Here is a 25,259-nt window from a genome sequence, read left to right on the forward strand (position 1 = left end):
AATGGGAAATTTAAAACTAAAAGGAAAAGATATATTAAAACTGGGCTATCCAAATAATCAAAGTGTCAATGTGGCTTTGGAAGTCATGAAAAGAAATTTTGCCACCAAAAATATCCACCATGTGAAATCTCTTTTAAAGGAAATACTGGTACATCCGGAAAATTTTGAAAAAGATCTGACCTTTGGACAGATTGCAGAGAGCCTGCTTTCATCCAAAAAAACAGAAAAAAGAATGCTGAATGCCCAGCGCGCTTCTTTTCAGATCTTCGGGAGCAATATTTCGGAAGAAGCAAAAAGCCAGCTGTATACTGCTTTAAAACTGCCGGTATCAGTTCAGGGAGCTTTAATGCCCGATGCACACAGTGGCTATGGCCTTCCGATCGGGGGAGTTCTTGCGGTAGAAAACGCAGTAATTCCTTATGGAGTTGGGATGGATATCGGCTGTAGGATGAGCCTTAGTATTTTGGATACACCGGTGTCATATCTTAACGGAGCACGAGATAAATATGAGAAAGCTCTTGCAGAACACACAAAATTTGGGATGTATGAAACCCATAAATCCCATATAGACCACGAAATCTTTGATAGAGATACCTTTGATCATATTCCAATTCTTAGAAGGTTAAAGGGTAAAGCCATTAAACAAATGGGATCCTCAGGGGGAGGAAATCATTTCGTGGAATTTGGAGAAGTGGAAATTACAGCGGAGGATGAACAGATCGGATTGCCAAAAGGAAAATATCTGGGAATTCTCTCTCATAGTGGCTCCAGAGGGTTAGGGGCAGAGATTGCCCAGTATTATTCAAGAGTGGCTGTGGAACAGTGTCCGCTGCCAAAAGAAGCCCAACAATTTGCCTGGCTGGACCTTAGTACCCATCTTGGATTAGAATACTGGACCGCCATGAATCTCGCAGGAGACTACGCCTCGGCCTGTCATGATGATATTCACCGGAGATTGGTGAAAGCTGTAGGCGGAAGAGTAAAAGCCAGAATTGAAAACCATCACAACTTTGCCTGGAAGGAAATTCATCACGGTAAAGAAATGATTGTTCACAGAAAAGGGGCAACTCCAGCCAATGAAAATGAACTGGGAATGATTCCCGGGTCTATGACGGCAAAAGGATTTATTGTTCGTGGAAAAGGAAATCCGGATGCCCTGAATTCTGCATCACACGGGGCAGGAAGAGCCCACTCCAGAAGAGCATGCAGAAGTCTTTTCACCCAGAATGACATTAAAAAGGAACTGAAACTGAAGAATGTTACTTTAATGGGTGGTAATGCTGAAGAAGCACCAATGGCTTATAAAGACATCAATGAGGTGATGAACGCACAAAGTGAACTGGTGGATATTTTAGGAACATTCCAACCAAGAATCGTAAGAATGGACCGATAATTAAGCTTATGGTTTATTGCTGACAGTTGAGAAAACTTGACTGTTAGCTGTAAACCAACAGCTTTCAATAAATAAACAATGGAAAAATTAATACAAATAACTTCAGGAAGAGGACCTTTAGAATGCCAGTGGGTAGTTGCTAAAGTATTGAAAATATTTCTTGAAGAAATAAAGCAACATACAATAGACTATGAAATTATTCATCGTGAAAACGGTGATGAAAACCTGACCCTAAAATCGGTAACCCTGCTCTTAAAAGGAAAAGAAATTAATGATTTTTTGAAAGGCTGGTTAGGAAGTATCTGCTGGATGGGGAAAAGTACATTCAGAAAACTGCATAAAAGAAGCAATTGGTTTATTGGAATTTTTGAACTGGAAAACCTGAAAAAAATTGACTTCAATGAAAAAGATATCCAGTTTCAGACAACAAGAAGCCAGGGAAGTGGCGGTCAGAATGTAAACAAAGTGAATACAGCTGTTCGTGCTACCCATATGCCGACAGGACAAGCCGTATTTGTACAGGATTCACGTTCACAGCTGGAAAATAAAAAACGGTCAGTCCTTAGGTTAAAAGAAAAGGTAATGGGAGTGTATATTCAGGAGCTGGAAAGAAGAGTACAGGAGACATGGACTCAGCATCTTCAGGTACAGCGCGGAAATCCTGTCCGCACATTTTCCGGGACAGACTTTAAGAAAAATTATAAGGATACCTCTTTCAAAAAAGAAAGAAATATTCTAAAAAATGAACTGAAAAATTATAAAAATGACCTTAACTAAAAGTAAATATTATTTTGAAGCGTTAGACTATTTTCCATACAATCTTTCTGAATGTATGGAAGCTCTGAACTATGCGCTTAGAAGTATGGTTGAAATGATAGAAGACAAAGAGAAATTTATTAAAAGTAAAATGCCTAAAACCAGATTGCCGGGAAAGGATGATTAACTTATAAACTCTTTACAATTAGAAGGATAAGCTTTCAGTAATAGAAATTGTTTTTAATATTGAAAGTTAATTTTATAATGCAAAATCTTTTGAATGGTTAAATAAAAAAACTAAAAGATTGGAAAACACACAATAAGTTTGCATTTTTGATTTTTTAATAATGTTTTTTAGTTTTTTGTGCTTATGTTATTTAGATTTGATATTTTAAAAACAAAAACATGAATAAAAAACTATTTTTGATGCCAATTTCAATGGCGGTGTTTTTTGCTTTTGGCAGTATACATGCTCAAAATTCTACAAAACAAATTCAGGACTATTATCAAAAAAGTGGGCAATTGGCTCAAAAAAACTCCAGTCAGGAGAAGATTGGAGTCATTATACTCAATGAAGATGTTTCCGAAAGTTTAAGGGCCAATATTGTAAATGTACAACAAACCTATAATGGGCTGAGGATTTATAATGCTTTGGGGAAAGTTATCATTAAAGAAGGTAAAATTATCTCTGAAAAAAATGATTTCAGCAGAAATCTGGTTGTAGCTAAACAGGGTAAAGTACAGGAGAGGTTCAGAGAAGAAGCTCTACAGCAGAAGCTTGGATTAGAGAAGATTTCCAAAGTAGATTATCTGGCCGATGTATACTTTGAAAAAAACAATGTATACATCCTTTCAAAAGAACTATTTGTTTCGGATAAGAATTCTCCGAATGTCTGGCATGTGATCGCTGATGCCAGTACCGGTGAAATACTGAGTAAAAATAATATGACACTCAGTTGCGATTTTGAAGATAATTCTAATATACATCAAAAATCTGATGAGAGATTAAATCTTTTGGAGCACTTACCAGCAGATGTTGAAGAAAATACGCCAACTGCAACAGCCAATTTGCTGCTGCCCACTGATGCTTCTTACAATATTTTTCCGCTTCCGGTAGAAGCTCCCACATTTGGTGCCCGTGCGGTTGTTAACAATCCCTGGAACTTGACGGCATCTCCTGAAGGATGGCACTCCGATGGAGTAAACAGTTATACCAACACCAGAGGTAATAATGTGTATGCTTATTCCGACCAGGATAATGCTAATGTTCCGGGATATTCTCCCGATGGAGGAAGTGGACTGAATTTCAATTTTCCTTTTGCAGATGGCAGATATGATAATCCTTTCGCTTACAGAGATGCAGCCATCACCAATTTATTTTATGTGAATAATAAGATGCACGACACATTCTATAAATTTGGATTTACAGAAGCAGCAAGAAACTATCAAACCAATAACTTTGGCAAAGGTGGGATACAGAATGATGCAGTAAATGCAGAAGCTTTTGATGGAAGTGGACTTAATAATGCGAATTTCTATCCAGGATATGAAACTGTCATTGGAGGACAAACTTATCTCGATGCGCCGGTTATGCAAATGTACCTTTGGGATAGGAAGCAAACAGCGGCAGATCCTATTTCAAGATATCAATATAATTCACCTGCAAATATTGCAAGCCGCCCTAAAGTACTGACAGAAGGGGCTGCATTTGGTTCACTTTTATTTGGTGGACAATCTGTGACAGGCGACCTGGCTGTTTCTATACCTGCCAATGCATGCACAACAGTTGCTGCAGGAAGTATGGCCGGAAAAATAGGTGTTGTAACTGCAGCAGGGTGTGGTTTTTCTTTGAAAACAAAAAATTTACAAAATGCAGGGGCAGTAGGGGTTATTCAGTATCATCCATCAAGCGATACGCCGATAGGAATGGGAATAGCAACACCCGATAATACGATTACCATTCCTTCTATTATGGTAGGAAAAACTGAAGGGCAATATCTTGTTAGTCAAATTACAGCCGGGACAGCAATCAATGCTACCTTAAATTTTGATTATAGTGGTTTTAAACATTCGAGCTTGGATAATGGAATTGTTGCTCATGAGTATGGACATGGTATTTCAAATAGATTAACAGGGCAAGGATATAGTTGTCTAAATTCTGCTGAACAGATGGGGGAAGGATGGTCTGATTATTTTGCTTTAATGCTTACGACAAGACCGGGGGATACGTCTGCTCTGGCAAGATCAATAGGTACGTATAGCAGCGGACAGGATGCTGCAGGGACCGGAATCAGATTAGCGAAATATTCTCCTGATTTTTCTATAAATAATTATACTTATGGAAGGACTAATACTGTTTCGGGGTCACATGCAATAGGATTTATCTGGGCAACAATGCTTTGGGATCTTACATGGAAATATATTGAAAAGTATGGGTATAACAGTGATGTGATGGCTAGCCCCACCTCTGGGAATGCAAAGGCTTTACAGATTGTAGTAGATGCTCTTAAACTTCAGGCATGTAACCCTTCATTTGTTGATGGTAGAGATGCCATTCTGCAGGCTGATGTAGTAGGAAATGCAGGAGCAGATAAGTGCATGATCTGGAATGCATTTGCCAAAAGAGGACTAGGGGTAAATGCTTCTGCCGGAAGTAATACTCTGGCCAATGACCAAGTAGAAGACTTTACGGTTCCTGCGGAATGCAACACTGCTTTGGCGACTCAGGAAACTAAAGCAGCAGATAACAAACTGATTATATTCCCTAATCCGACTTATGATGAGTTCTTTGTAGGAAATATAGATAAGTCATCTAAAGAAGTTAAGATTAAAATGTTTGACATGTCCGGAAAACTGGTATTTTCCGATTCCAGAGAATCTGCATCGAAAAAAGCTGTTTCTACAAAAGGCCTCCAGAAAGGGATATATATGGTTTATATTCAGCAGGGAGATAAATCTCAGACTGAAAAACTTATTGTAAGATAAAAGTTATCTTTCCAGAATAATAAAAAAGGCCGTTTCATCACAAGTGGAATTGGCCTTTTTATCTTTTCTTAACCTTCAATCTGAGGATAGTTGTTTTCAACTCCCTTATTGAATTAAGTGACAATTCATTTTTTATTTACGGAAATCAGATAATCATACACCATTTGATGCTGGTCATCATTCAGTTTAGCTTTCGGAGCCATCCTGCTTAAGGTTTTTATCCATCCCTCATTGTCGTGCTTTGTCGGTTCAGGTAACTGATGACACTTTGCACAGGAGTTTTCAAAAATTGTTTTTCCTTGGGCCAGCTGTTCAGCTGAGGTATATTTAGGTCCCGTTACAGCCGTACTTTTAGGTCCGCAGGACATCAGAAGTGCCGAAGCTGCAATACCACTTAAAATCATTTTTTTCATAGCCATATTTTTGTTTGGTGATTATTTTTTCACAGAAATGATATAATCGTAAACCCATTGGTGTTGATCATCATTTAACTTTGCTTTTGGGGCCATAGAATTCATAATGCCTACCCATTGTACAGGATTGTGAGACGTGGGATCAGGTAATTTATGACATTTTGCACATGAATTTTCAAAAATCGTTTTCCCCTGGGCAATTTGTTCTGCTGTTGAGGTTGAAGATCCGGCAGTAGCCGTAGCCGCTTTTGGTGTACAAGAAGCCCATAAAATGGAAGTAAATGACGCCACAGCGATGAGTTTTTTCATATTTCTTTTTTTGATACATAACAAATGTAATAAATTCTCTAAGCCCATGATAAGGCGTGTTGCTGTTTTAATTTAGAAGAAATAAAAATTAAAACAGACAGGAAATAGGTATTGATAAAATGATACCTCGTTTCTGCTTGATCATTGCCCATTAATTATTGGCTATTCCCATTTAATTAATTATTTTTGAACCAATGAAATTTTCTACAGAAGACTTAATAGAAGGAATACAATCAGGAAACAAACGCCTGATTGCAAAAGCTATTACCTTGGTTGAAAGTAAAAAGGCAGAACATAGAGTGCAGGCAGAAGAACTTCTGAAAAAGATAATGCCTTTTACAGGAAAGTCTGTTAGAGTAGGGGTTACAGGAGTGCCTGGTGCCGGGAAGTCTACTTTTATTGAAAATTTCGGGAGATTGGTTATCGCTGAGGGTAAAAAAGTTGCTGTCTTAGCCATTGATCCTAGTTCCTCTATTAACAAAGGAAGTATTTTGGGAGATAAAACCCGGATGGAAGAGCTTGCAAAAGAAGAAAATGCTTTCATCCGTCCTTCCCCAAGCTCTGGATTCTTAGGAGGAGTTGCCAATACAACTTTTGAAACGATGATGATCTGCGAAGCTGCAGGTTATGATTACATATTGATTGAAACTGTTGGAGTAGGACAATCTGAAGTATTGGTTGCAGATATTACAGATGTTTTTCTGTTTCTTAAAATTATCGGCGGAGGAGATGAGCTTCAGGGAATAAAACGAGGGATCATGGAAATGGTAGATCTTATCTTTATTAATAAAGTAGATCAGGATAATTTTCAGAAAGCCAAAAATACCAGATTAGAATTAAAAAGAGCTTTGGATTTTATTCCTCCTAAAGAAAAGGATTGGAAAATCCCTGTTTTGCTGGGGTCTGCTCTGCATAACGAAGGATTAAAAGAAATATACGATACCATTACTGAATTTATTGATCTGAAGAAAAAAAGTGGACGGTTTGAAGAAATCCGCATCCTTCAGGCTGAAAAACGATTCGAATATTGGGTTCAGGAATATATTTTAGCTCTGATGAAAAAGAATGAGGCTATGGAAGAAGCTTATACTATGCACAAAAAAAATGCTTCAGAGATGGTTTCAAGTCCAAGCACTGAAGCAAAGTTATTTGTAGAAATGTTTTTATCTAAAGATAAATAAAGACTAGTTTTCCTTATCTTTTTTTATCTCAGTTTTTCCAATATATCCATCGTAGGTAATCGGCTGTCTGTCATTGCTTCCTATAGAAACAAATGCTTTGCCATTTTTAAAGATCTCAATATTGATTTCGTTAACATTACTTACGTCATTAGGCTTGATCTTTAGCACCCATTTTCCTTTTTTAGTTTGTGATTTCTTTACGGTAAAATCTTTTGAAGTAAACCGGTAACTATTCTGATCGGGATTTCCGTAATTAGGGCTAAATGCTCTTCCAAAATAAGGAAGAACGACTACCATATTATTTTTACTGAGATCAATCGTGTAATCCCCATTCAGATTCAGCATTCTTGTAGCTGTGGAATTCGGCATTGAATTCATAATGTTGATCACATCATAGTTTGTAGCATTTGCCCTTTGTGCATAGAATGTAAACTCCTGTGAATCTACTAAAGTTTCTACTGTTTTTGGATCTGCTGAACCTTGAGAAGCACAGTTCTGAAAAAAGAACAACAGTCCAAAAGCAAATAAGAAAGAAATAAACTTTTTCATGATCGAATTAAATTATTAATTTTAAATAGCAAAATGTATGCAAATATATTTTTTTCATACTGTTTTGGAATAAAAATTGTTAAGGTTGAATTATTAACACTCAAACTATGAAAGTTACACATCTATTTGGAATAGGAGCTATTGCTCTGTCGGCTGTTGCCTGTACCACGAACCCGATTACCGGGAGATCATCGTTACAGTTGGCCAACAACTCGGAAATTTTAACAATGTCTGCACAGGAATACAGAACGACATTGTCTAAAGGTAAAGTGATTACCGGTACGGCAGATGCAAAGAAAGTAGCCAATGTTGGAAGTAGAATTAAAAACGCAGCGGAGAGATATTACCAGAGCATTGGAAGATCAGCAGATCTTGCCAATTATAACTGGGAATTTAATCTTTTGCAGAGTAGTGAGTTGAATGCATGGTGTATGCCAGGAGGTAAAGTAGCTGTTTATACAGGGATTTTGCCGGTAACGAAAGATGATAACGGACTTGCTGTAGTAATGGGGCACGAAGTTTCCCACGCATTGGCAGGACACGGAAATGAAAGAATTTCTCAGGCTATGGTAGCTCAATACGGAGGCGCTATTTTAGGAGGAACAATTTCCAATGCACAATGGGCGGGTGTTTTCGAAAAGGTCTATCCTATCGGATCTCAGGTTGCTTTATTGAAATACGGAAGAGGGCAGGAGTCTGAAGCCGATGAAATGGGGCTTTACCTGATGTCTATGGCAGGATATGATCCGAGAGCTGCTATCCCATTCTGGAATAGAATGGAAGCCTCAGCTTCAGGAAACAGACAGCCGGAATTCCTATCTACACACCCGAATCCGGAAACCAGAATTTCAGATATTAATAAGGATCTTCCTAAAGCTTTAGAGTATTATAAGGCTGCAGGAGGGAAAATATAATCATATAGAATTTTAATCTTGAGTAAGCCTTATTAAATTTTTAGTAAATTTGGTAAGGCTTTTTTAATTAACCACCTAAACACAATATTATGAAGAGTTTATCAATTACCGGACTTATACTTTTAGCTGTTTCCGCATTACTTTTTTATTTAACTACTGATTTTGCCGTAGAGCAGATTAAAATTTCCCACATTATGGGGGTAATGGCAGGGGTTGGAATAGGATTGATCATTGGAGGGATGGTAGGCTACCTAAGTAAAGGAAGTGCTATAAAGGCAGAGCAAAAGAAAAAAGAATTCAAGCAGCTGCAAAAGGATAAAGAAGACCTTGAAAAACAGGCTGCTGAGATTGCTAAAAGACAGGCTGAGCTTGAAGAAAGTCAGAATAAAAATCCTCAAATATAAAATTTGAGGATTTACAAGTTGTTATTTTCGATAGTTGATTAAAATTTATACCCTAAACCTACCATAAATAAGTTAGGTCTGTTGTCATATCTGATTTCAGATCCTGAAACCTTATTGATGAAATTTCTTTCATCCTTACTGAATGCTCCTTCATATCTTGCATTGACAATCAGTTTTTTGATTTCAAGCTGTGCTCCAAACTGGTATCCTACTGTAAAATCATTTTTGGAATTTTCTTTGAAGTCATTATAAGTATTATCCTTGCTCAAATTGAAACTTCCTACCGGACCTACAAATACCCCCAGCATATTTCCTAAAAGATTATAACCTAAAAGAACCGGAACGTCTACACGGTTGCTTTTTACGTCAAAAGTTGTGTTCTCTGTGGTGAACTCATTTTTGAAGTGTGTATAATAGATTTCAGGCATTACAAATAATGAAGTAGGCAGACCTACTTTTAGGGAAAGTCCCACATTGAAACCTACATTATTTTTTCCTGTTCCTTCAATAGCATCATTCACCGTTCCTTTGATGTTTGACCATGAAGGAGAGCCTGTAGGAAATATTAAATTGGCTTTACCAGCCAGTGAAATCTGTGCTGAAGCCCACATTGAAAACCCTATTAATGCTATACTAAGTACCTTTTTCATTATCGTCTATTTTTGTATTTGTATTTTCAATTGTTTTATTATTTTCAAGCAGATATTCTCGCAGCTCTTTAAACAGTTCTGAAGAATAAACGAAATCGATCAGATTTTTATTGCCTGCAGTGATCAGGATATCTTTATTTCCTTCCCACTCTTTGATCCCTAATCTCAGGTATACAATTTTCTCGCCAATCGTCATTACAGAGTTCATATCGTGTGTATTGATGATGGTTGTTGTATTATATTCCTTGGTGATTTCATAGAGAAGATCATCAATGATCTTGGAAGTATATGGATCTAACCCCGAATTGGGTTCATCACAGAATAAATATTTGGGATTGTTGACAATAGCTCTTGCAATGGCTACCCTTTTCTGCATTCCCCCTGAAATTTCAGATGGATATTTTTTATCAGCTTTATCAAGATGAACCCTGCCTATTACCTCAAAAACCCTTTTCTTTTTCTCTCTATACGTAAGATTGGTAAACATATCCAATGGAAACATAATATTCTCTTCTACAGTTAAAGAATCAAATAAGGCACTTCCCTGGAATACCGTTCCAATTTCAGAACGGAGATGTTGTTTTTCATCTCTTGTCATGGTATTGACATTCCTTCCGTCAAATAAGATTTCCCCGGATGACGGCATATAAACATTCAACAGACTTTTAAGAAAAACTGTTTTCCCGGAGCCACTTTGCCCAATGATTAAGTTTACCTTTCCTTTATCAAATGACGTTGAAATTCCCTTAAGTACTTCAACATCTCCAAAACTTTTCTTAAGATCTTTTACCTCAATCATTAGCTTAATATTAATTGGGTTAAAATTAATTCCGAAATGATAATAAATACCATTGTCCATACCACAGCCTGTGTGCTGGCTCTCCCTACTTCCAGAGATCCACCTTTCACATTATATCCGAAGTAAGAAGGAACGGTAGCAATGATGAAAGCAAAAACTATGGTTTTGCTAAATGCATAGTATATAAAGAGATTAGGCATATACATTTGAATTCCGATAATATAGTCGTTTTCTGTCCAGTTTCCTGTTAATATCCCTGCAATATATCCTCCGCCAATACCAAATACGATACTGATGGCGATAAGAAGGGGATTAAAAAGCATACAGGCAATAATTTTAGGAAGAATTAAAAAATTAGGTGAATTAACTCCCATAATGTCCAACGCATCAATTTGCTCGGAAACCCTCATTGTTCCAATACTGGAGGCGATATAAGAACCTACCTTGCCTGCCAGAATTAAACTGATAATAGTAGGTGCAAACTCTAAAACAAGTACTGCCTTTGTGGCATACCCTACAAAGGATGGAGGAATAGGGAACGAAGATGCATCGAAGTTGTTGAACATCTGAATGGCAACTACTGCCCCTACGAATATAGAAGTGAAGATCACAAGGCCAAAAGAATTGACCCCTAAATCATTAATTTCTCTCATGAACAGCTTCCAGAAAACCTTCATTTTCTGAGGTTTCTGCAAGGATTTACCCAGTAGAATCATGTATTCGCCTACTGCTGTGAAAAACTTTTTTAACATAGCGCTAAATTAGACTTTTTTATTGAATTGGGCTAAGGTTGATACCAAGACTGGAGCCCGGATAAGTGTTAAAATTAAAACTTTTTTATTATGCTGTAAGCCTTATTTTGCATTTTTGTCCCCACCTATAACCAGTAATACTGTTTTTAAAATAATAACCATATCCAATACGAAACTCCAGTTTCTGACATAGAATGCATCTGCCAGAACCCGCTTTTTCATTTCTACTTCCACATCTCCGAAATCACCCCGCAAACCGCTTACCTGCGCAAGACCTGTAATTCCCGGATTCACCATACTTCTTAAGCTGTATCTTCCGATTTTTGGTTTATAATAATTATCTACAGCCAGCATATGAGGACGTGGACCCACCACAGACATTTCTCCCTTCAATACATTAATGAACTGTGGAAGCTCATCCAGACTGGTTTTTCTCAGAAACTTACCGATTTTAGTGATTCTCGAATCATTTTCCCGGGTCGTGCGGGTAGCAGATTCGTCATTAGGAACCATAGTCCTGAACTTTAAACAATTAAAGACTTCTTCATGGAAGCCATATCTTTTCTGTATAAAGAAAACCGGCCCCTTAGAAGTGGCTTTTATTAAAATAGCAATAATAGGAAATGCCCAGGAGCAGAATAAACCTAGTATAATTATGGAAAAAGCAATATCAAAGGTTCTTTTCACCAGGAAATTAGAGTAATAATCTAATGGATATCTTGCCTGGTTAAGAACGGGCTGGGTCTGGATATATCCGAGATCATAAAGAAAAAAGTCACTTTGTATTATACTCGGAATCAATGAGATATGTACCTTATGGTCTTCTGCCAGTTTGAAAATTTTTGTCTCCGTATTTTCGTTAAATGAATTTTCTGTAGATAAAAATAAGGTATGTATTCCATTTTTTTTCCAGAAACTAACGAGTTCATCTGTATTTATATCTGCATATTCATATTCAAATATCCGGTATCCATAATCTTTTCTGGCCTCAAATATATTTTTTAGAATGCCTGTAGAATCGTTGTTTCCAAGAAACATTACATTTCTATAGTTGATCCCCAGTGAACGGAAATATTTAATGGTAAAATAAATGATCGATTTTGCCAGAAAAATAAAAGCCAAAAGGTAAAACGAAAGCCAGTAAATGTCTGAATTGAAAAAAACATTTTTACTTACTTTTCCAATAAGCAGAACCCCCAGTATAAAAAAAAGGAAATGGATGAAAAGACGTTCAAGGAAAAGGGTATAGGTCAGATTCCTTGGAATATTGTAAATTTTTGTCCTACCGCTTAAAAGCACCCAGAACAAAAATAACAAAATCAGAGAAAAAATATTCTGATACCAGGTTTCCTTATGGTATTTTAAACTTTCGTTTCTGCTTATAAAAAAAAATATAAAAATAGATGCAATAACCATAAGGTCAAGCAAAATAATAATCGATTTCAGGTATCTAGAGTATCGAATTCTCTGCATCTAATGATTTTAACAGAATGGCTAGCTAATTTACGTATTTTTACGGAATATTCAGGTATTTATGGGTCTGAACAGAGGCCTGCCATTCCGGGTGCTCCAGAATAAAATCTGTAATTTTAGGATACATATCATTTCTTTTGCTCCATTCGCTTTGAAGGTATAGCCTACACTGATCAGAAACTTTTGCAGCCTGTTCTTCAGCAAATTTAAAGTCGTTGTTATTGAAAATGATGACTTTAAGCTCATGAGCCTTTTGATAAATTTCTTCTTTTGGGAGCCCTGTTTTCTTTGGAGAAAGAGTAATCCAATCCAAATGTCCGCTCATAGGATATGCTCCTGAAGTTTCAATATGAATGGTACATCCTAATTCCTTTAGTTTGGAGGTAAGGATCTCCAAGTTCCACATTAGGGGTTCTCCTCCTGTAAGAACAACTGTCTTGCAGTGTTTAGCCGCTGTTTCTGCAATCTCTGTGGCATTCATCAGAGGATGAAGCTCAGGATCCCAGCTTTCTTTTACATCACACCAGTGGCATCCTACGTCACAGCCTCCCAACCTGATAAAATAGGCGGCTTTCCCAGTATGGGCACCTTCGCCCTGTAAAGTGTAAAAATGCTCCATTACAGGGAGCATTTTACCTTCTTTTAATAAAATATCTTCTTCTTTATTCATTTTTAAAATTAGTCGTTATAGACCGAAGTTTTGTAAGCAATAATGGTGTTTTTCATTAACATTGCTCTTGTCATAGGGCCTACTCCTCCAGGAACCGGAGTGATCCAGCTTGCCTTAGCAGCACAGCTGTCAAAATCTACATCACCTGCCAGATAATATCCTTTTGGAGAATCATCATCTACTCTTGTAATTCCTACATCAACAATAACAGCACCCTCTTTGATCATTTCTCCTTTTAAGAAATGTGGATCTCCCAAAGCGGTGATCACAATGTCTGCTTTTTTAGTATACTCTTCAATATCTTTCGTGTAAGAGTGGGTAAGGGTAACAGTAGAGTTTCCAGGGAAATCTTTTCTTCCCATTAGAATACTCATTGGTCTTCCCACAATTTTACTTCTTCCGATAATTACACAGTCTTTTCCTTTAGTTTCAATATTGTATCTCTCCAGTAATGTTAAGATTCCGAAAGGGGTAGCCGGTAAGAAAGTATCCATTTCCAAAGCCATCTTTCCAAAGTTTTCAGGATGGAATCCGTCTACATCTTTTCTTGGGTCAATTGCATTGATAATTTTTTCCTGATCAACCTGGTCTGGTAAAGGTAGCTGAACGATAAATCCGTCTACTGCCTTAGATTTATTCAGTTCATCGATTTTTTCCAGCAATTCAGATTCAGAAACTGTACTTGGAAATTTAATTAAGCTGGATTGAAATCCTACTTCTTCGCAGTCTTTTACTTTAGCATTCACATAAGCCTTGCTTGCCCCGTTGTTTCCAACAAGAATTGCTACCAAGTGTGGTGCTCTTCTTTTGCTTTCAAGGATCTTGTCTACTTCAACCTTGATCTCTGCTTTTATTTCTTTGGATACTTTAAGTCCGTCAAGAATTTCTGCCATTTTTACTTTTTTTACTTTATTTAGATTTTATTGAATACAACGATATCCTGAAATTCATCAGCTCCCTCTTTTTCTACATCATTTCTCCAGAACCTTCCTTTTATGGACTATTTATTTTCTTTATAATAATTAATTAATCCGTTGGTAGAGCTGTCATGCGAGCTTATTGGCTCATTGCTCTCCAGTTCCGGAAGAATCTTATTGGCTAACACTTTACCTAATTCCACTCCAAATTGATCAAAGCTGAAAATATTCCAGATCACTCCCTGAACAAAAATCTTATGCTCATACATCGCAATAAGCTGTCCTAGTGAAAAAGGAGTTAATTCTTTAAATATCATAGAGTTAGTAGGTGTATTTCCATGGAAGACCTTAAAGTTCAACAGTCGGTCTATCTCCTCATCGGATTTCCCGGCATTGACAAGCTCTTGTTCTACTTCTTCTTCAGTTTTACCAAAAGCGAGGGCTTCTGTTTGTGCAAAGAAGTTGGCCAGCAATTTTTCCTGGTGATCAGAAACCTCATTGGCACTTTTTGCATATGCAATAAAGTCTGCAGGAATCAATTCAGTACCCTGGTGGATCAGCTGGTAAAAAGCGTGTTGCCCGTTTGTTCCCGGCTCTCCCCAGATAATTGGGCCTGTTTCATATTCTACAAATTCTCCGTTTCTGTCTACGCATTTTCCGTTGCTTTCCATATCTCCTTGTTGAAGATAAGCTGCAAACCTGTCTAAATACTGAGAGTATGGCAGAATAGCATAGCTGGTTGCGGCATAGAAATTACGGTACCAGATTCCTAAAAGCCCCATTAAAACCGGAACGTTTTCAGAGAAGTCTGCAGTTTGGAAGTGTTGGTCAGTATCAAAAGCTCCTTTTAAAAGCTGTTCGAAATTTTCGTATCCTACAGCAAGTACAATACTTAATCCGATGGCACTCCAAAGGGAATATCTTCCGCCTACCCAATCCCAGAATTCAAAAATATTTTCTTCTGCAATTCCGAATTTTTTTACTTCCTCAATGTTGGTAGATAAGGCTACAAAGTGTTTTGCTACATCTTCCTGTTTTCCAGCTTTCAGGAACCAGTCTTTTGCTGAATTGGCATTCGTCATCGTTTCCTGAGTCGTAAAGGTCTTGGATGCAATGATGAACAAAGTGGTTTCAGGATTTAATTTTTTAACGACCTCTGCTATATGATTGCCATCTACATTGGAAACAAAATGTACATCCAGTCTGGTTTTAAAGTGCTTTAAAGCAGAACATACCATGACAGGTCCTAAGTCTGAACCACCAATTCCGATATTCACCACATCTGTAATCTCTTTTCCACTGAAACCCTTGTGTTCTCCGGATATGATTTTTTCGGAGAAAGCTTTCATATGGTTAAGAACTCTTTTGATCTGTGGTTTGATATTTTCACCGTCTACAAGAATTTCGCGTTCAGAAAAATCTCTCAACGCTGTATGCAATACCGCTCTTCCTTCTGTTTCATTGATTTTATCACCAGAGAACATTTTTGAAACCGCTTCTTTCAACTGGCATTCTTCGGCCAGCTGTAACAGAAGTTCTTTTGTTCTTGAATCAATTAAGTTTTTAGAATAATCAAAAAGATAATTATCCTTTTGTAAAGAGAATTCTGAAAAACGATTCGGGTTATACTGGAAAAGGCTTCTCAGGTCAAAATCGTTTCCTGCGAAATGTTCATCAAGAGCTTTCCAGCTGTTAGTTTGTATAGGATTTATTTTTGATAGCATATTTTTCGGGAATTAGAGTTCAGAGAATAAGATTTATAAAAATTCATAAGACTTTATTTCTGATCTGCAAATTTAAGGAAAAATAAAACCTCAAATAAATTTGAAGATGAGAAATAACATTTTTTTAAAGAACAAAGCCTCAGATAGGATCCGGGGCTTTGTCTTTTTAGGCCTAAAAAAGGTTGGGTTATTTTATTCATCCATTTCATTCAGGATATTTTCCAGTTGTTTCGCATTGCGCCCATAGATATATTTTGTCCATAAAACAATACTTACAACCATGGAAATGGTTCCCAGTAATACGGCTATTATTAAGGCTTGCTGATATGAATTGCTAAGTTCAGACAGTGCTTTTCCCTTTTTTTCCAAAAGGTTGTAGATTTCCAAACCAAGGGTAATAAGAAAATGTGGCAATAATAAGAATCCGAAAGACTGGTATCTTTCCATATTCAACCGCAGTTCATGGTATATTTTCCAGAGGCTGTTTTTAGTATTACCTGTATATAATTCAGTTTGTTTATAAAACTTATAAAATCCATAGAGGTAATAAGAAGATATAACAATCATCATTGTATAAGATATATAATAGATGATGTATTGCGAAGATGGGAATTCCAGTTGAAGAGGAAAAAAACCAATGAGGATAATGGCAATCACCTGCAATGGGAATTCCTTTTTCATGTTTTTCTGGATCTTTGAAACAGGATGTTTGCTTTCTTTTAGCTTTTCTATAGTATCTGGAATTTCGACATTATCGCCTTCACTATTCCATTGTTCTTTTAATTGATCAAAATTCATAACCTGATTTTTTTATGATTTGCTGTATTTTTTCTTTTGTTCTGTTGAGTTTTACACGCGCATTACCTTCACTGAGCCCCAGATTGCTTCCGATTTCCTTATGAGACATCCCTTCCATGAAATAAAATATGACGGCTTTTTCCAACGGGTTGAGTTCCTGCACGGCACTGTAAAAAATTTCCAGCTGCTTATCCTTTGCCGGGTTGTAGTCCTCCTGTGCTACTTCAAAATGATGAGATGGGTCTGTATAGGCAGTGGCTCTCTGTTTTTCTTTTTTTAAGTAGGTAATGGAGGTATTGATGGCGACGCGGTACATCCATGTTGAGAATTCACTGTTTCCTTTGAAGTTTTGATAAGATTTCCATAGCTGGATAAGAATCTCCTGCTGCAGATCTTCCCGGTCCTCCATAGAATCAGCATAGATGCGGGATGCTTTATATAAAATACCCTTGTGCTGGTTGATAAGCTTTAAAAAAGCTGTTTCAGTTGGATTGCTCACAATAGTTTCATGGTTTGGTTGTCGTTATAAGCTGGATACAGGTTTTACGGTATATCCTTTTGACTGCAGGAGAGGGATGATGCCATTTTCACCCATAAGATGAGATCCGCCCACAGCAAATAAAGAACTTTGGTTTTTCATTATTTCAGGCATTGCTTTTACCCAGTTTTGATTTCTGTTGGTAAGCATTGCTTTTTCCTGCTGGGTATTCATAAATCTTTCATCCTTAAAAAGACTATAAAGTAATTGTACATCTTCATTTTTAAAAGCTTCTATCATCTTTTTAAAAAGAATTTCATATTCCTTGCCCATTTTTAGTTGGGTGATTGTACTTCTCAGATTATAAGCTTCATTAATGCTTTTCATCTGATCCTCTACCTTTTCAAGACCTCTGATCGTTTTTTTATCTTTTATTGCCTTCTGAAGAAGTTCTATTTCATAGAGCTTTATTTCAGTCTGGGGACATGGTATTGCTTTAGTAGAAAGTAGTGCATAAAGCGCTTGTGGACTTGATGAGTCTATGCTTTTTAGATCTGTCCCATAATCAGCCAGAATTGCATTCAGTTCTTTAGCTTCATACGGAGAAAGCTGATCTGATATTTTTTTATCTGTCTGATACATTTTTTGTAGTGATTTTATTTCAGCAGGATCTGTATAATTGATCTCCATGACAAAATTGTCAGACTTCTGAAGAGCTTTCAATACCTTGGGTTTTATTTCAAAATCCTTGCTGCATAAGATATGAAAAGTTCCGGCTATATAAGATGGCTTTGAAAGACCATTTCCTGAAATTTCCCAAAGCAGACTGTTATTGCCGGCATCTTTATTTTGTGCTGTTGCAGCAATAGGACTCATTGATAATAAAGCTGCAAATCCAAGTTTTACTAAATTTTTCATATTATTAATTTTTTTCTTATTCTTTAAACAGTAGGTAAATTGGATATTAGAATCGTTACAGTTTTTTTTTGCAAAAAATAAAAACCTCCCTAAAAAAGGAGGTTGTAAAATCTAAAATTATGTTGATAACCAATTGGTTAGGTGTTTTTTTATTATGAGATTTTTGATTGCTCATGCTTTGCTGTTTTTCTTTTTCTGAAAAAATAAATGATTGCACCTGCAATTAATAAGAGTGGCCAAACGTTGATAAGAGCTATTATAATATTCTGAATCAGATAAAATCCATACACAAAACCGTCTTTCACCTGATCTATAAAATTGATTTTATATTTATTGTCAATGCTATTGGTATTGGTAACAGCTATTTCTGCGATGCGTAATTTGGGTTCTTTGATGTAAATATCAACAGTACTGTACTTCAGATTATCGGCTGTATCCATACTGGTCAGTTTCTGGATATTTCCTTCTGTCATATTTTCGTCGTCAAGCTTTACTTTATCCTTATTTGTTTTCAGCTGGCTGATGTTTTCGGATGTTTTTTGGTTTCTTTTACTTTCCATTTCCGCATATTTAATGCTGGCTGTAATATCTTCTGCGTTAACAGATCTGGAATTAAGGAATAGCTTGCTGTTATTAATCAATGTCAGAAGTTCTCCTAACTTTTCGGTAGGAACACGTACCAGCATCCTGTTTTCTGTCTGATATTTTTTAACAAGCATAGCTTCTTCATCAGATGTATTATAAGTATTTTCCGAAATGACATTACTTTGAAGATTGCTCTTAGTTACAAATCCTCCAAGATCCTGAACTGATTTTTCGATAGAGATCGTTGTACTATAAACATCTTTTACCTCCATATTAATATCTGCAGTTTTGATGAACTGCTTATCTTTTACTTTCATCGTAGCGACTGTTGAGATGCTGTCCGATACAATGGTTGCTGCGGAATCTGTAGTGCCATAGGCTTCAAGATCTGTAGAAGCTACCTCTCCTTTTTTACATGAATAGGATCCTAGTAAAAGAGCTGCAGATAGCGATAATGTAATGTAAGTAGTTTTCATAGTGTGGGTTTTAATGTTTTGCTTAGGTCAAATTTGGGGCAGGATCTTTTGTAATGCTTGAAAAACTGAAGTAAAAAGCTTGTAAAGAAAATATTCCGGTATAATATATTGATTTTAAGTATTTTGTAAAAACTATTCAATATCTGTTATTTTTTTTCGGAGTAATTTTTGCTTATCTTTTACAAACCAAATTCACAAAAAACCATTATGTCAAATACTTTTTCCAAAATAAGAAACGCGATAGGGCTATTCACTTCCATAGATTTTGATCAATTGAGTACAATCTCTAAAAAAGTGGATTTACCAAAACTGATGCAAAATTTTTCAAAGCTGGATGATAAACAGCTTGCCGGGCTTATGAAAATGCTGGATTCGGATAAGAAAAAGAAAGAGCTGCCACCTATTGATGGTGATTTTTATGATATCTACCATACCTTAACTCCTGAACAGCGGGAGATACAGCTTAAAGTAAGGGCTTTTATGGAAAAAGAAGTGAAACCTCTGGTGAACCATTATTGGCTGAGGGATGAATTTCCTTTCGAACTGATTCCTAAATTTCAGAAACTTGATATCTGTGGCGTTACCTACGAAGGGTATGGCTGTCCGGGAATGCCTTTTTTGATGGAAGGTGTTATTGCTATGGAAATGGCTAGAGTAGATGCATCAATTGCTACTTTTTTTGGAGTACAGTCCGGGTTGGCAATGGGTTCTATTTACATCTGCGGTTCGGAAGAGCAAAAACAGAAATGGCTCCCCCAAATGCAGAAATTTGAAAAGATAGGAGCTTTTGGGCTTACAGAACCCGAAGTAGGATCCGGAGCCGCAGGAGGTCTTACCGTAACCTGCAGGAAAACAGCTGATGGCTGGATTCTTAACGGACAGAAAAAATGGATTGGAAATGCAACATTTGCAGATATTATCATTATCTGGGCAAGAGATTTGGATAGCGGAGAAGTAAAAGGGTTCATCGTGGAAAAAGATAATCCCGGATTCTCTGTAGAAAAGATTAAAGGAAAAATGGCCTTAAGAATTGTTCAGAATGGCCTTATTACTTTAAAAGACTGTTTGGTAACTGAAGAAAACAGGCTTCAGAATGCCAACTCATTTAAAGATACCGGAAAAGTACTTCGGATGACCAGGGCAGGAGTGGCCTGGATGGCTACAGGCTGCGCAAGAGGTGCCTATGAGAGTGCTTTGGATTATACCCGAAAAAGAGAGCAGTTTGGAAAGCCTATTGCTTCATTTCAGATGATTCAGGGACATCTGGTGGAAATGTTATCCAACCTTACTGCGATGCAGACTATGGTTTTCAGGTTATCTGAAATGCAGGATGAAGGGATTTTAAAAGATGAACATGCATCCTTAGCTAAAGTTTTCTGTACCCTTAGAACAAGAGATATTGTGTCCAGAGCAAGAGAAGTAATGGGTGGAAACGGAATCTTGCTGGAATATGATGTAGCTCGATTTGTTGCAGATGCAGAAGCTATTTATTCTTATGAAGGAACAAAAGAAATAAACTCGCTCATCGTAGGACGTTCGATTACAGGATTCAGTGCATTTGTATAGGATATAAGTGGCAGATGGTAGAACAGGTTGCAGCTGACAGCTTGTAAAATAACATGGATTTCATGATTTGGTGTTTTTAATCACCGTAAATTTTGAAGCACATGTGCTATAGTGATCTCCTATTATCTGTCACCTGCAACCTAATTATTAACTGATTAAATTCCTGTATTTCTCTTTATTGTCAAGAATTACCCATAAGTTGATTAAAAGTAAGACAACAGACATTCCTATCCCCATTTGGGATGGGTCTCTGTATACATTCTGAAGAAATATCCCTATCATAACAGGCAATATGATAATAGCGCCCAATGCTCTGGTTTTTGGAAAAATAAATAATATACCTCCAACAATTTCTACAACCCCCACCAAAGGCATCAGCCAACCGATTTCAGTGAAGGCAGCATATATTTTCATTTGCTCATCCGTCATTTTAGGCATGGGAGCATACTGGAAAAACTTGTTTAAACCAGCATTAATAAATGTAAGTGCAAACAAAAGACAGAAAATGAATTTTACGATTTTCATAATTGATAATTTTATATCAAATGTAAAACAAATATGATACTTGTTTATTTATTTTTCATAAAAAATACAATTTCTATGTTTAATTTTCATTATTGATATGTGTTGATGTAAGCCATATCCGCGTTTTAATACTGCGCATTGTTCATGGCCTTGCACGAATATCTAATCCATTTCCTCGAGGGTAATATTCTTTGAAATTTTATAGCTCTTCTTCTTTTTATTAGGTTTCTGTTCTTCTCCAAGCAACTTTCCCCAAGGTTTTAAATCATCTACTTTTTCACAGATGATTTTAATGATGGCAATGGCAGGAATACACAAAAACATCCCCGCTATTCCCCAAAGGTGTTCTCCTAAAAGAATTCCAATAAAAGAAAATAGCGCATTGATTTTTACTTTTGAACCCACTACGAATGGCAAAACGATGTTTCCATCCACAGCATGTACACCAATATAGCCGATAATAACATAAATACAGGTAGATGGAGTAGAGGTGGCAAAAGCAATAAAACAGGATATGACAAGAGAAATGAAGATTCCAAGATAGGGAATAACATTAAGCAGACCTGTCAGGACAGCCAACAGGATGGCATATTTCACCCCTAAAATAGTAAGAACAATGGACGTAAGCGTCGATACGATAATAACCTGAAGGAAGAGCCCGAAAATATATTTTTTGGTCATTACACGAATTTCTGTGACGGCTTCCTGCACGCTGCTCTTATGTCTCTCATTGAAAACAGTAACTATAAAATTATTTAAAAGTCTTCGGTAATTTAAAATGAAGATAAAGAATAGCGTGAAAAATAGAATAAACCCAAATCCTGTTGAAAATATTCCAAATGTAAAACCTAAAATGGCTCCGGAAGAAGATAAAAGCTTGTTCAGTCCCTGATTGATATAGTCTACCTGCTCATCTACTTTCACATTAAATGTTTTAGAAACCCAATGCTGTAGATTATTGAACAACGTTGTAAACTGTTCTCTGAGGTGGGGAAGATCTTTGCTGAAATCAGACAGTTGGGTGCTAAAAAAATAGATGATACCGCTTAAAATGAATAACATAATAAAAACAGAGGTCATGGTAGAGACTGACCTTGGAAATCTTAGCTTTCTTTCCATGAAAGTAGCCAACGGTAAAAAAAGCATCGCCATCAGGAATGCAAAGAAAAAAGGGGCTAGAATACTCTGTCCTAGTGCCAGCAGATAGCCAATACCAATAATGGAAACTACTACAAGAGTGAGCTTGATAAGGAAAGGGAGTCTAAGAAAATTCATAATTTAAAATATGCGTATGGATTAAAAATAAGAAAACCCACCGAATTGAGAAATTATTTAATCATCAACTTGAGTTTTATTTTTAGCGGAGCAAATTTTATTCCATCAAAATGAAAGTTGGATGTATTTTTTACTGATTTTAAGATAAAACAGAAACACGCCCCGGATATCCCGGAACGTGTTTCTTTATTGAGAGTTGATATGTTACTAATTATTTTTCAATAGCGATGTCTATGACCTCTTCCATTCTGCTGACATAATGAACTTTCAGATTTTTTAAATAGTCCTTTTTGATCTCTTCCACATCTTTTCTGTTGGCATCACAAAGAATGACATCTTTAATTCCAGCTCTGGTAGCAGCAAGAAGCTTCTCTTTAATTCCTCCCACAGGAAGAACCTTTCCTCTTAGTGTAATTTCTCCCGTCATCGCAAGGTGAGGTTTTACCTTTTTGTTTTTGAAAGAAGAAACCATGGAAGTTAACATCGCAATACCTGCTGATGGCCCGTCTTTAGGAGTTGCTCCTTCCGGAACGTGGACGTGGATATTTTTCTTATCCAGATCTTCCTGCGGAATTCCCAGTTCATCATGTCTGGCTTTAATATATTCTAAAGCAATGGTTGCAGACTCTTTCATTACCGTTCCCAGATTTCCGGTCATGGTTAATGTTCCCTTTCCGTTGCTTAAGATGCTTTCAATGTAAAGAATATCTCCACCTACGCTTGTCCACGCTAAACCTGTTACAACGCCGGGTACTCCTGTGATTTCAGATAGACTTTTAGGTCTTGGAACACCAAGAATTTCGTCTACTTTTTCTAATGAGATTTTAGAGTCATACTCTTTTACCAGAGCAGTCTGTAATGCCACCCATCTTGCTATGGAAGCAATTCTTTTCTCCAGACTTCTTACACCACTTTCTGATGTGTGAGCCTCTATGATATGTTTAAGCTCAGGATTTCCAAGTTTAAACGACTGGGCATTCAACCCATTTTCTTCCTGCTGTTTCTTAATTAAATGTCTTTTTGCAATTTCAATCTTCTCTTCCAGTGTATAGCCTGCAATCTGTATAATTTCTGTTCTGTCTAAAAGAGGGCTCTGTATGGTTGATAATGAATTGGCTGTTGCAATGAACATTACTTTAGATAGATCATAGCCCATCTCAAGGAAATTGTCATAGAAAGATTTATTTTGTTCAGGATCAAGAACTTCTAGTAATGCTGAACTAGGGTCACCATGGATGCCCTGTGCAATTTTATCCATCTCATCCAGAACGATCACAGGGTTAGAGGTGCCAGCTTTTTTAATAGACTGGATGATTCTTCCTGCCATTGCTCCAATATAGGTTTTTCTGTGTCCCCGGATTTCACTTTCATCATGAAGGCCACCCAGAGATAATCTTACATATTTTCTTCCTAAGGCATCAGCAATAGACTTTCCTAAAGAGGTTTTACCTACTCCCGGAGGCCCTACCAATAGGAGAATTGGAGATTTCATGTTGTTTTTTAATTTTAAAACAGCCATATGCTCCAGGATTCTTTTCTTGATATCTTCCAGTCCAAAATGAGCCTTATCCAATACTTTTTCCGCCTTTGCAATGTCAAAAACATCTTTGGTATAAGTTTCCCAGGGCAGATCCGTGAAGAAATCCAGATAGTTTCTCTGAACATTATAGTCCGGAGAATTAGGGTTCTGACGTTGAAGCCTGCCGATCTCTTTCTGGAAATGGTCTTCCACTTCCTGGCTCCATTTTTTGGTTCTAGCTTTGGCAATGAGGTCTTCAACATCGCTTTCAGGGCCACCGCCCAGCTCTTCCTGAATTGTTCTGATCTGTTGGTTCAGGAAATACTCTCTCTGTTGTTTATCAAGATCTTTGGATGTTTTCTGATGGATCTGGCTTCTTAATTCCAGCTTTCTGAAGTCCTCATGCATCAGCTCGTAGCATTTATTAGCTCTTTGCATCATGCTTTTTTCCTCCAGCAGTTTTTGTTTTTCCACAGAAGGAAAACTGGAGTTGGTGCAGATGAAATTCAAAAGATCATCATTGTTATTAATGTTTTTGATTGCAAAATTAGCTGCATTAGGAATGTTAGGATCCAATTCGATGATTTTTAAAGCAAGCTCCTTGATGTTTTCAAGCAGCGCTTCATATTCTTCAGGATTTTTAGGCTTAGAATCCTTTAATTTTGAAATTTCAGCTTTAAAATAAGGCTGAAGACCCACAATTTTTTTAATCTTAAACCTGTGAAAACCTTTAGTAATAGCAGTGATATTACCTTCAGGTAATTTTATAATCTTAATGATCTTGGCCAGTGTTCCGGTAAGATAGATATCTTTTTCAGTAGGCTGCTCCAGATCCGAATTTTTCTGGCTTACGATTCCAATAAAATCTCCGTTCTTCTGAGCTTCCTCAAGAAGTTGTATTGAGGTTTTTCTCCCTGCAGTAATAGGAATTACCACATTGGGGAACATTACCATATTTCTTACAGGAAGTATAGGGAATATTTTTTGTTCGGAATTTTTATCAGTTTCCGAAAAGTCGGAAAGATTGATTTCCTCAGTTACGATATCAAATCCGTCGCTGATCATTTCTTCTAAACTAATATCTTCAAATTCTGTCATACTCAATCAAATGACAAATTGTCATTTTCGTTTTTAATCGTTAAAGTGATTTTTTATAATAAGCCCTGAAAACGGGTGATATATTATAATACCTTAACTTGCACAATACTTATGCCATTTGTTTTTTACGAA

General features: G+C 36.8%; 25 protein-coding genes. 8 read left to right on the forward strand and 17 right to left on the reverse strand.

Annotated elements, in window-relative coordinates; all coding sequences use genetic code 11:
• The first annotated feature begins 1 nt into the window (after position 1).
• The 4 genes from MP477_RS06320 (at position 2) to MP477_RS06335 (ending at position 5,134) form a co-directional block, all read left to right on the forward strand.
• Complete coding sequence (locus MP477_RS06320; protein ID WP_257189643.1) at positions 2 to 1,393, forward strand: RtcB family protein; 1,392 nt, start codon at positions 2 to 4, stop codon at positions 1,391 to 1,393.
• A gap of 78 nt (positions 1,394 to 1,471) precedes the next feature.
• Entirely contained in the window at positions 1,472 to 2,170 is a 699-nt protein-coding gene (gene prfH / locus MP477_RS06325) for a peptide chain release factor H (RefSeq protein ID WP_257189644.1), read from the forward strand.
• Positions 2,157 to 2,336, forward strand: a complete 180-nt coding sequence (locus MP477_RS06330; protein WP_257189645.1) for a hypothetical protein — start codon at positions 2,157 to 2,159, stop codon at positions 2,334 to 2,336. Before prfH ends, MP477_RS06330 begins: the two co-directional genes overlap by 14 nt.
• A gap of 218 nt (positions 2,337 to 2,554) precedes the next feature.
• The gene (locus MP477_RS06335; protein ID WP_257189646.1) at positions 2,555 to 5,134 is read left to right on the forward strand and encodes a T9SS-dependent M36 family metallopeptidase; all 2,580 of its coding nucleotides are present in this window, start codon (positions 2,555 to 2,557) and stop codon (positions 5,132 to 5,134) included.
• A 125-nt stretch (positions 5,135 to 5,259) separates the two neighbouring features.
• Here MP477_RS06335 and MP477_RS06340 read toward each other — a convergent pair whose 3' ends face one another.
• Entirely contained in the window at positions 5,260 to 5,547 is a 288-nt protein-coding gene (locus tag MP477_RS06340; RefSeq protein WP_230032717.1) for a c-type cytochrome, read from the reverse strand.
• 21 nt (positions 5,548 to 5,568) lie between these two features.
• Positions 5,569 to 5,856 (reverse strand): cytochrome c, encoded by a 288-nt coding sequence (locus MP477_RS06345; protein ID WP_257189647.1) that lies wholly within the window; start codon positions 5,854 to 5,856, stop codon positions 5,569 to 5,571.
• A 194-nt stretch (positions 5,857 to 6,050) separates the two neighbouring features.
• On the opposite strand from MP477_RS06345, the gene meaB reads away from it, so the two are divergent.
• A complete protein-coding gene (meaB, locus tag MP477_RS06350; protein WP_257189648.1) occupies positions 6,051 to 7,037 on the forward strand; it encodes a methylmalonyl Co-A mutase-associated GTPase MeaB in 987 nt (328 codons plus the stop codon).
• Between the two features lie 3 nt (positions 7,038 to 7,040).
• Here meaB and MP477_RS06355 read toward each other — a convergent pair whose 3' ends face one another.
• Positions 7,041 to 7,586 carry a DUF4251 domain-containing protein gene (locus tag MP477_RS06355; RefSeq protein WP_230032713.1) on the reverse strand — a complete coding sequence of 182 codons (546 nt, stop codon included), beginning with the start codon at positions 7,584 to 7,586 and terminating at the stop codon, positions 7,041 to 7,043.
• A gap of 107 nt (positions 7,587 to 7,693) precedes the next feature.
• On the opposite strand from MP477_RS06355, the gene MP477_RS06360 reads away from it, so the two are divergent.
• A complete protein-coding gene (locus MP477_RS06360) occupies positions 7,694 to 8,500 on the forward strand; it encodes a M48 family metallopeptidase (RefSeq protein WP_230032711.1) in 807 nt (268 codons plus the stop codon).
• A gap of 89 nt (positions 8,501 to 8,589) precedes the next feature.
• Positions 8,590 to 8,904 (forward strand): hypothetical protein, encoded by a 315-nt coding sequence (locus tag MP477_RS06365; protein WP_257189649.1) that lies wholly within the window; start codon positions 8,590 to 8,592, stop codon positions 8,902 to 8,904.
• A 38-nt stretch (positions 8,905 to 8,942) separates the two neighbouring features.
• Here MP477_RS06365 and MP477_RS06370 read toward each other — a convergent pair whose 3' ends face one another.
• The 11 genes from MP477_RS06370 to MP477_RS06420 all read right to left on the reverse strand — a co-directional run bounded on the left by MP477_RS06370 (position 8,943) and on the right by MP477_RS06420 (position 19,144).
• Positions 8,943 to 9,554, reverse strand: a complete 612-nt coding sequence (locus MP477_RS06370; RefSeq protein ID WP_257189651.1) for a porin family protein — start codon at positions 9,552 to 9,554, stop codon at positions 8,943 to 8,945.
• Positions 9,538 to 10,353: an ABC transporter ATP-binding protein gene (locus MP477_RS06375; RefSeq protein WP_084087006.1), complete on the reverse strand. Its 816-nt coding sequence runs from the start codon at positions 10,351 to 10,353 to the stop codon at positions 9,538 to 9,540. The genes MP477_RS06370 and MP477_RS06375 overlap by 17 nt, the downstream gene beginning before the upstream one ends.
• Complete coding sequence (locus MP477_RS06380; RefSeq protein ID WP_230032705.1) at positions 10,353 to 11,105, reverse strand: ABC transporter permease; 753 nt, start codon at positions 11,103 to 11,105, stop codon at positions 10,353 to 10,355. Before MP477_RS06380 ends, MP477_RS06375 begins: the two co-directional genes overlap by 1 nt.
• 102 nt (positions 11,106 to 11,207) lie before the next feature.
• Entirely contained in the window at positions 11,208 to 12,578 is a 1,371-nt protein-coding gene (locus MP477_RS06385; protein WP_257189654.1) for an exopolysaccharide biosynthesis polyprenyl glycosylphosphotransferase, read from the reverse strand.
• A 40-nt stretch (positions 12,579 to 12,618) separates the two neighbouring features.
• Positions 12,619 to 13,248 (reverse strand): 7-carboxy-7-deazaguanine synthase QueE, encoded by a 630-nt coding sequence (locus tag MP477_RS06390; protein WP_230032681.1) that lies wholly within the window; start codon positions 13,246 to 13,248, stop codon positions 12,619 to 12,621.
• A gap of 8 nt (positions 13,249 to 13,256) precedes the next feature.
• Complete coding sequence (locus MP477_RS06395) at positions 13,257 to 14,141, reverse strand: bifunctional 5,10-methylenetetrahydrofolate dehydrogenase/5,10-methenyltetrahydrofolate cyclohydrolase (protein WP_257189655.1); 885 nt, start codon at positions 14,139 to 14,141, stop codon at positions 13,257 to 13,259.
• Positions 14,142 to 14,248: 107 nt separating this feature from the next.
• Positions 14,249 to 15,889, reverse strand: coding sequence for a glucose-6-phosphate isomerase (gene pgi / locus MP477_RS06400; protein ID WP_257189657.1), 1,641 nt, complete (start codon positions 15,887 to 15,889; stop codon positions 14,249 to 14,251).
• Between the two features lie 192 nt (positions 15,890 to 16,081).
• Positions 16,082 to 16,687 (reverse strand): hypothetical protein, encoded by a 606-nt coding sequence (locus tag MP477_RS06405; RefSeq protein WP_257189658.1) that lies wholly within the window; start codon positions 16,685 to 16,687, stop codon positions 16,082 to 16,084.
• Positions 16,677 to 17,186, reverse strand: coding sequence for an RNA polymerase sigma factor (locus tag MP477_RS06410; protein ID WP_257189659.1), 510 nt, complete (start codon positions 17,184 to 17,186; stop codon positions 16,677 to 16,679). Before MP477_RS06410 ends, MP477_RS06405 begins: the two co-directional genes overlap by 11 nt.
• 24 nt (positions 17,187 to 17,210) lie before the next feature.
• Positions 17,211 to 18,083 carry a TraB/GumN family protein gene (locus MP477_RS06415; protein WP_257189660.1) on the reverse strand — a complete coding sequence of 291 codons (873 nt, stop codon included), beginning with the start codon at positions 18,081 to 18,083 and terminating at the stop codon, positions 17,211 to 17,213.
• Between the two features lie 152 nt (positions 18,084 to 18,235).
• Positions 18,236 to 19,144, reverse strand: a complete 909-nt coding sequence (locus MP477_RS06420) for a DUF4349 domain-containing protein (RefSeq protein ID WP_257189661.1) — start codon at positions 19,142 to 19,144, stop codon at positions 18,236 to 18,238.
• A 207-nt stretch (positions 19,145 to 19,351) separates the two neighbouring features.
• Here MP477_RS06420 and MP477_RS06425 point away from each other — a divergent pair, with 207 nt between their 5' ends.
• Positions 19,352 to 20,710, forward strand: coding sequence for an acyl-CoA dehydrogenase family protein (locus MP477_RS06425; RefSeq protein ID WP_257189662.1), 1,359 nt, complete (start codon positions 19,352 to 19,354; stop codon positions 20,708 to 20,710).
• A 147-nt stretch (positions 20,711 to 20,857) separates the two neighbouring features.
• Here MP477_RS06425 and MP477_RS06430 read toward each other — a convergent pair whose 3' ends face one another.
• The 3 genes from MP477_RS06430 to lon all read right to left on the reverse strand — a co-directional run bounded on the left by MP477_RS06430 (position 20,858) and on the right by lon (position 25,127).
• The gene (locus MP477_RS06430; RefSeq protein ID WP_230032662.1) at positions 20,858 to 21,235 is read right to left on the reverse strand and encodes a DoxX family membrane protein; all 378 of its coding nucleotides are present in this window, start codon (positions 21,233 to 21,235) and stop codon (positions 20,858 to 20,860) included.
• Positions 21,236 to 21,397: 162 nt separating this feature from the next.
• Positions 21,398 to 22,510: an AI-2E family transporter gene (locus tag MP477_RS06435; protein ID WP_230032660.1), complete on the reverse strand. Its 1,113-nt coding sequence runs from the start codon at positions 22,508 to 22,510 to the stop codon at positions 21,398 to 21,400.
• Positions 22,511 to 22,721: 211 nt separating this feature from the next.
• Positions 22,722 to 25,127 (reverse strand): endopeptidase La, encoded by a 2,406-nt coding sequence (gene lon / locus MP477_RS06440; RefSeq protein WP_257189663.1) that lies wholly within the window; start codon positions 25,125 to 25,127, stop codon positions 22,722 to 22,724.
• Between the last annotated feature and the right edge of the window lie 132 nt (positions 25,128 to 25,259).

Origin of the sequence: Chryseobacterium sp. WG23, from assembly GCF_024586575.1 — a bacterium.
Lineage (GTDB): Bacteria > Bacteroidota > Bacteroidia > Flavobacteriales > Weeksellaceae > Chryseobacterium.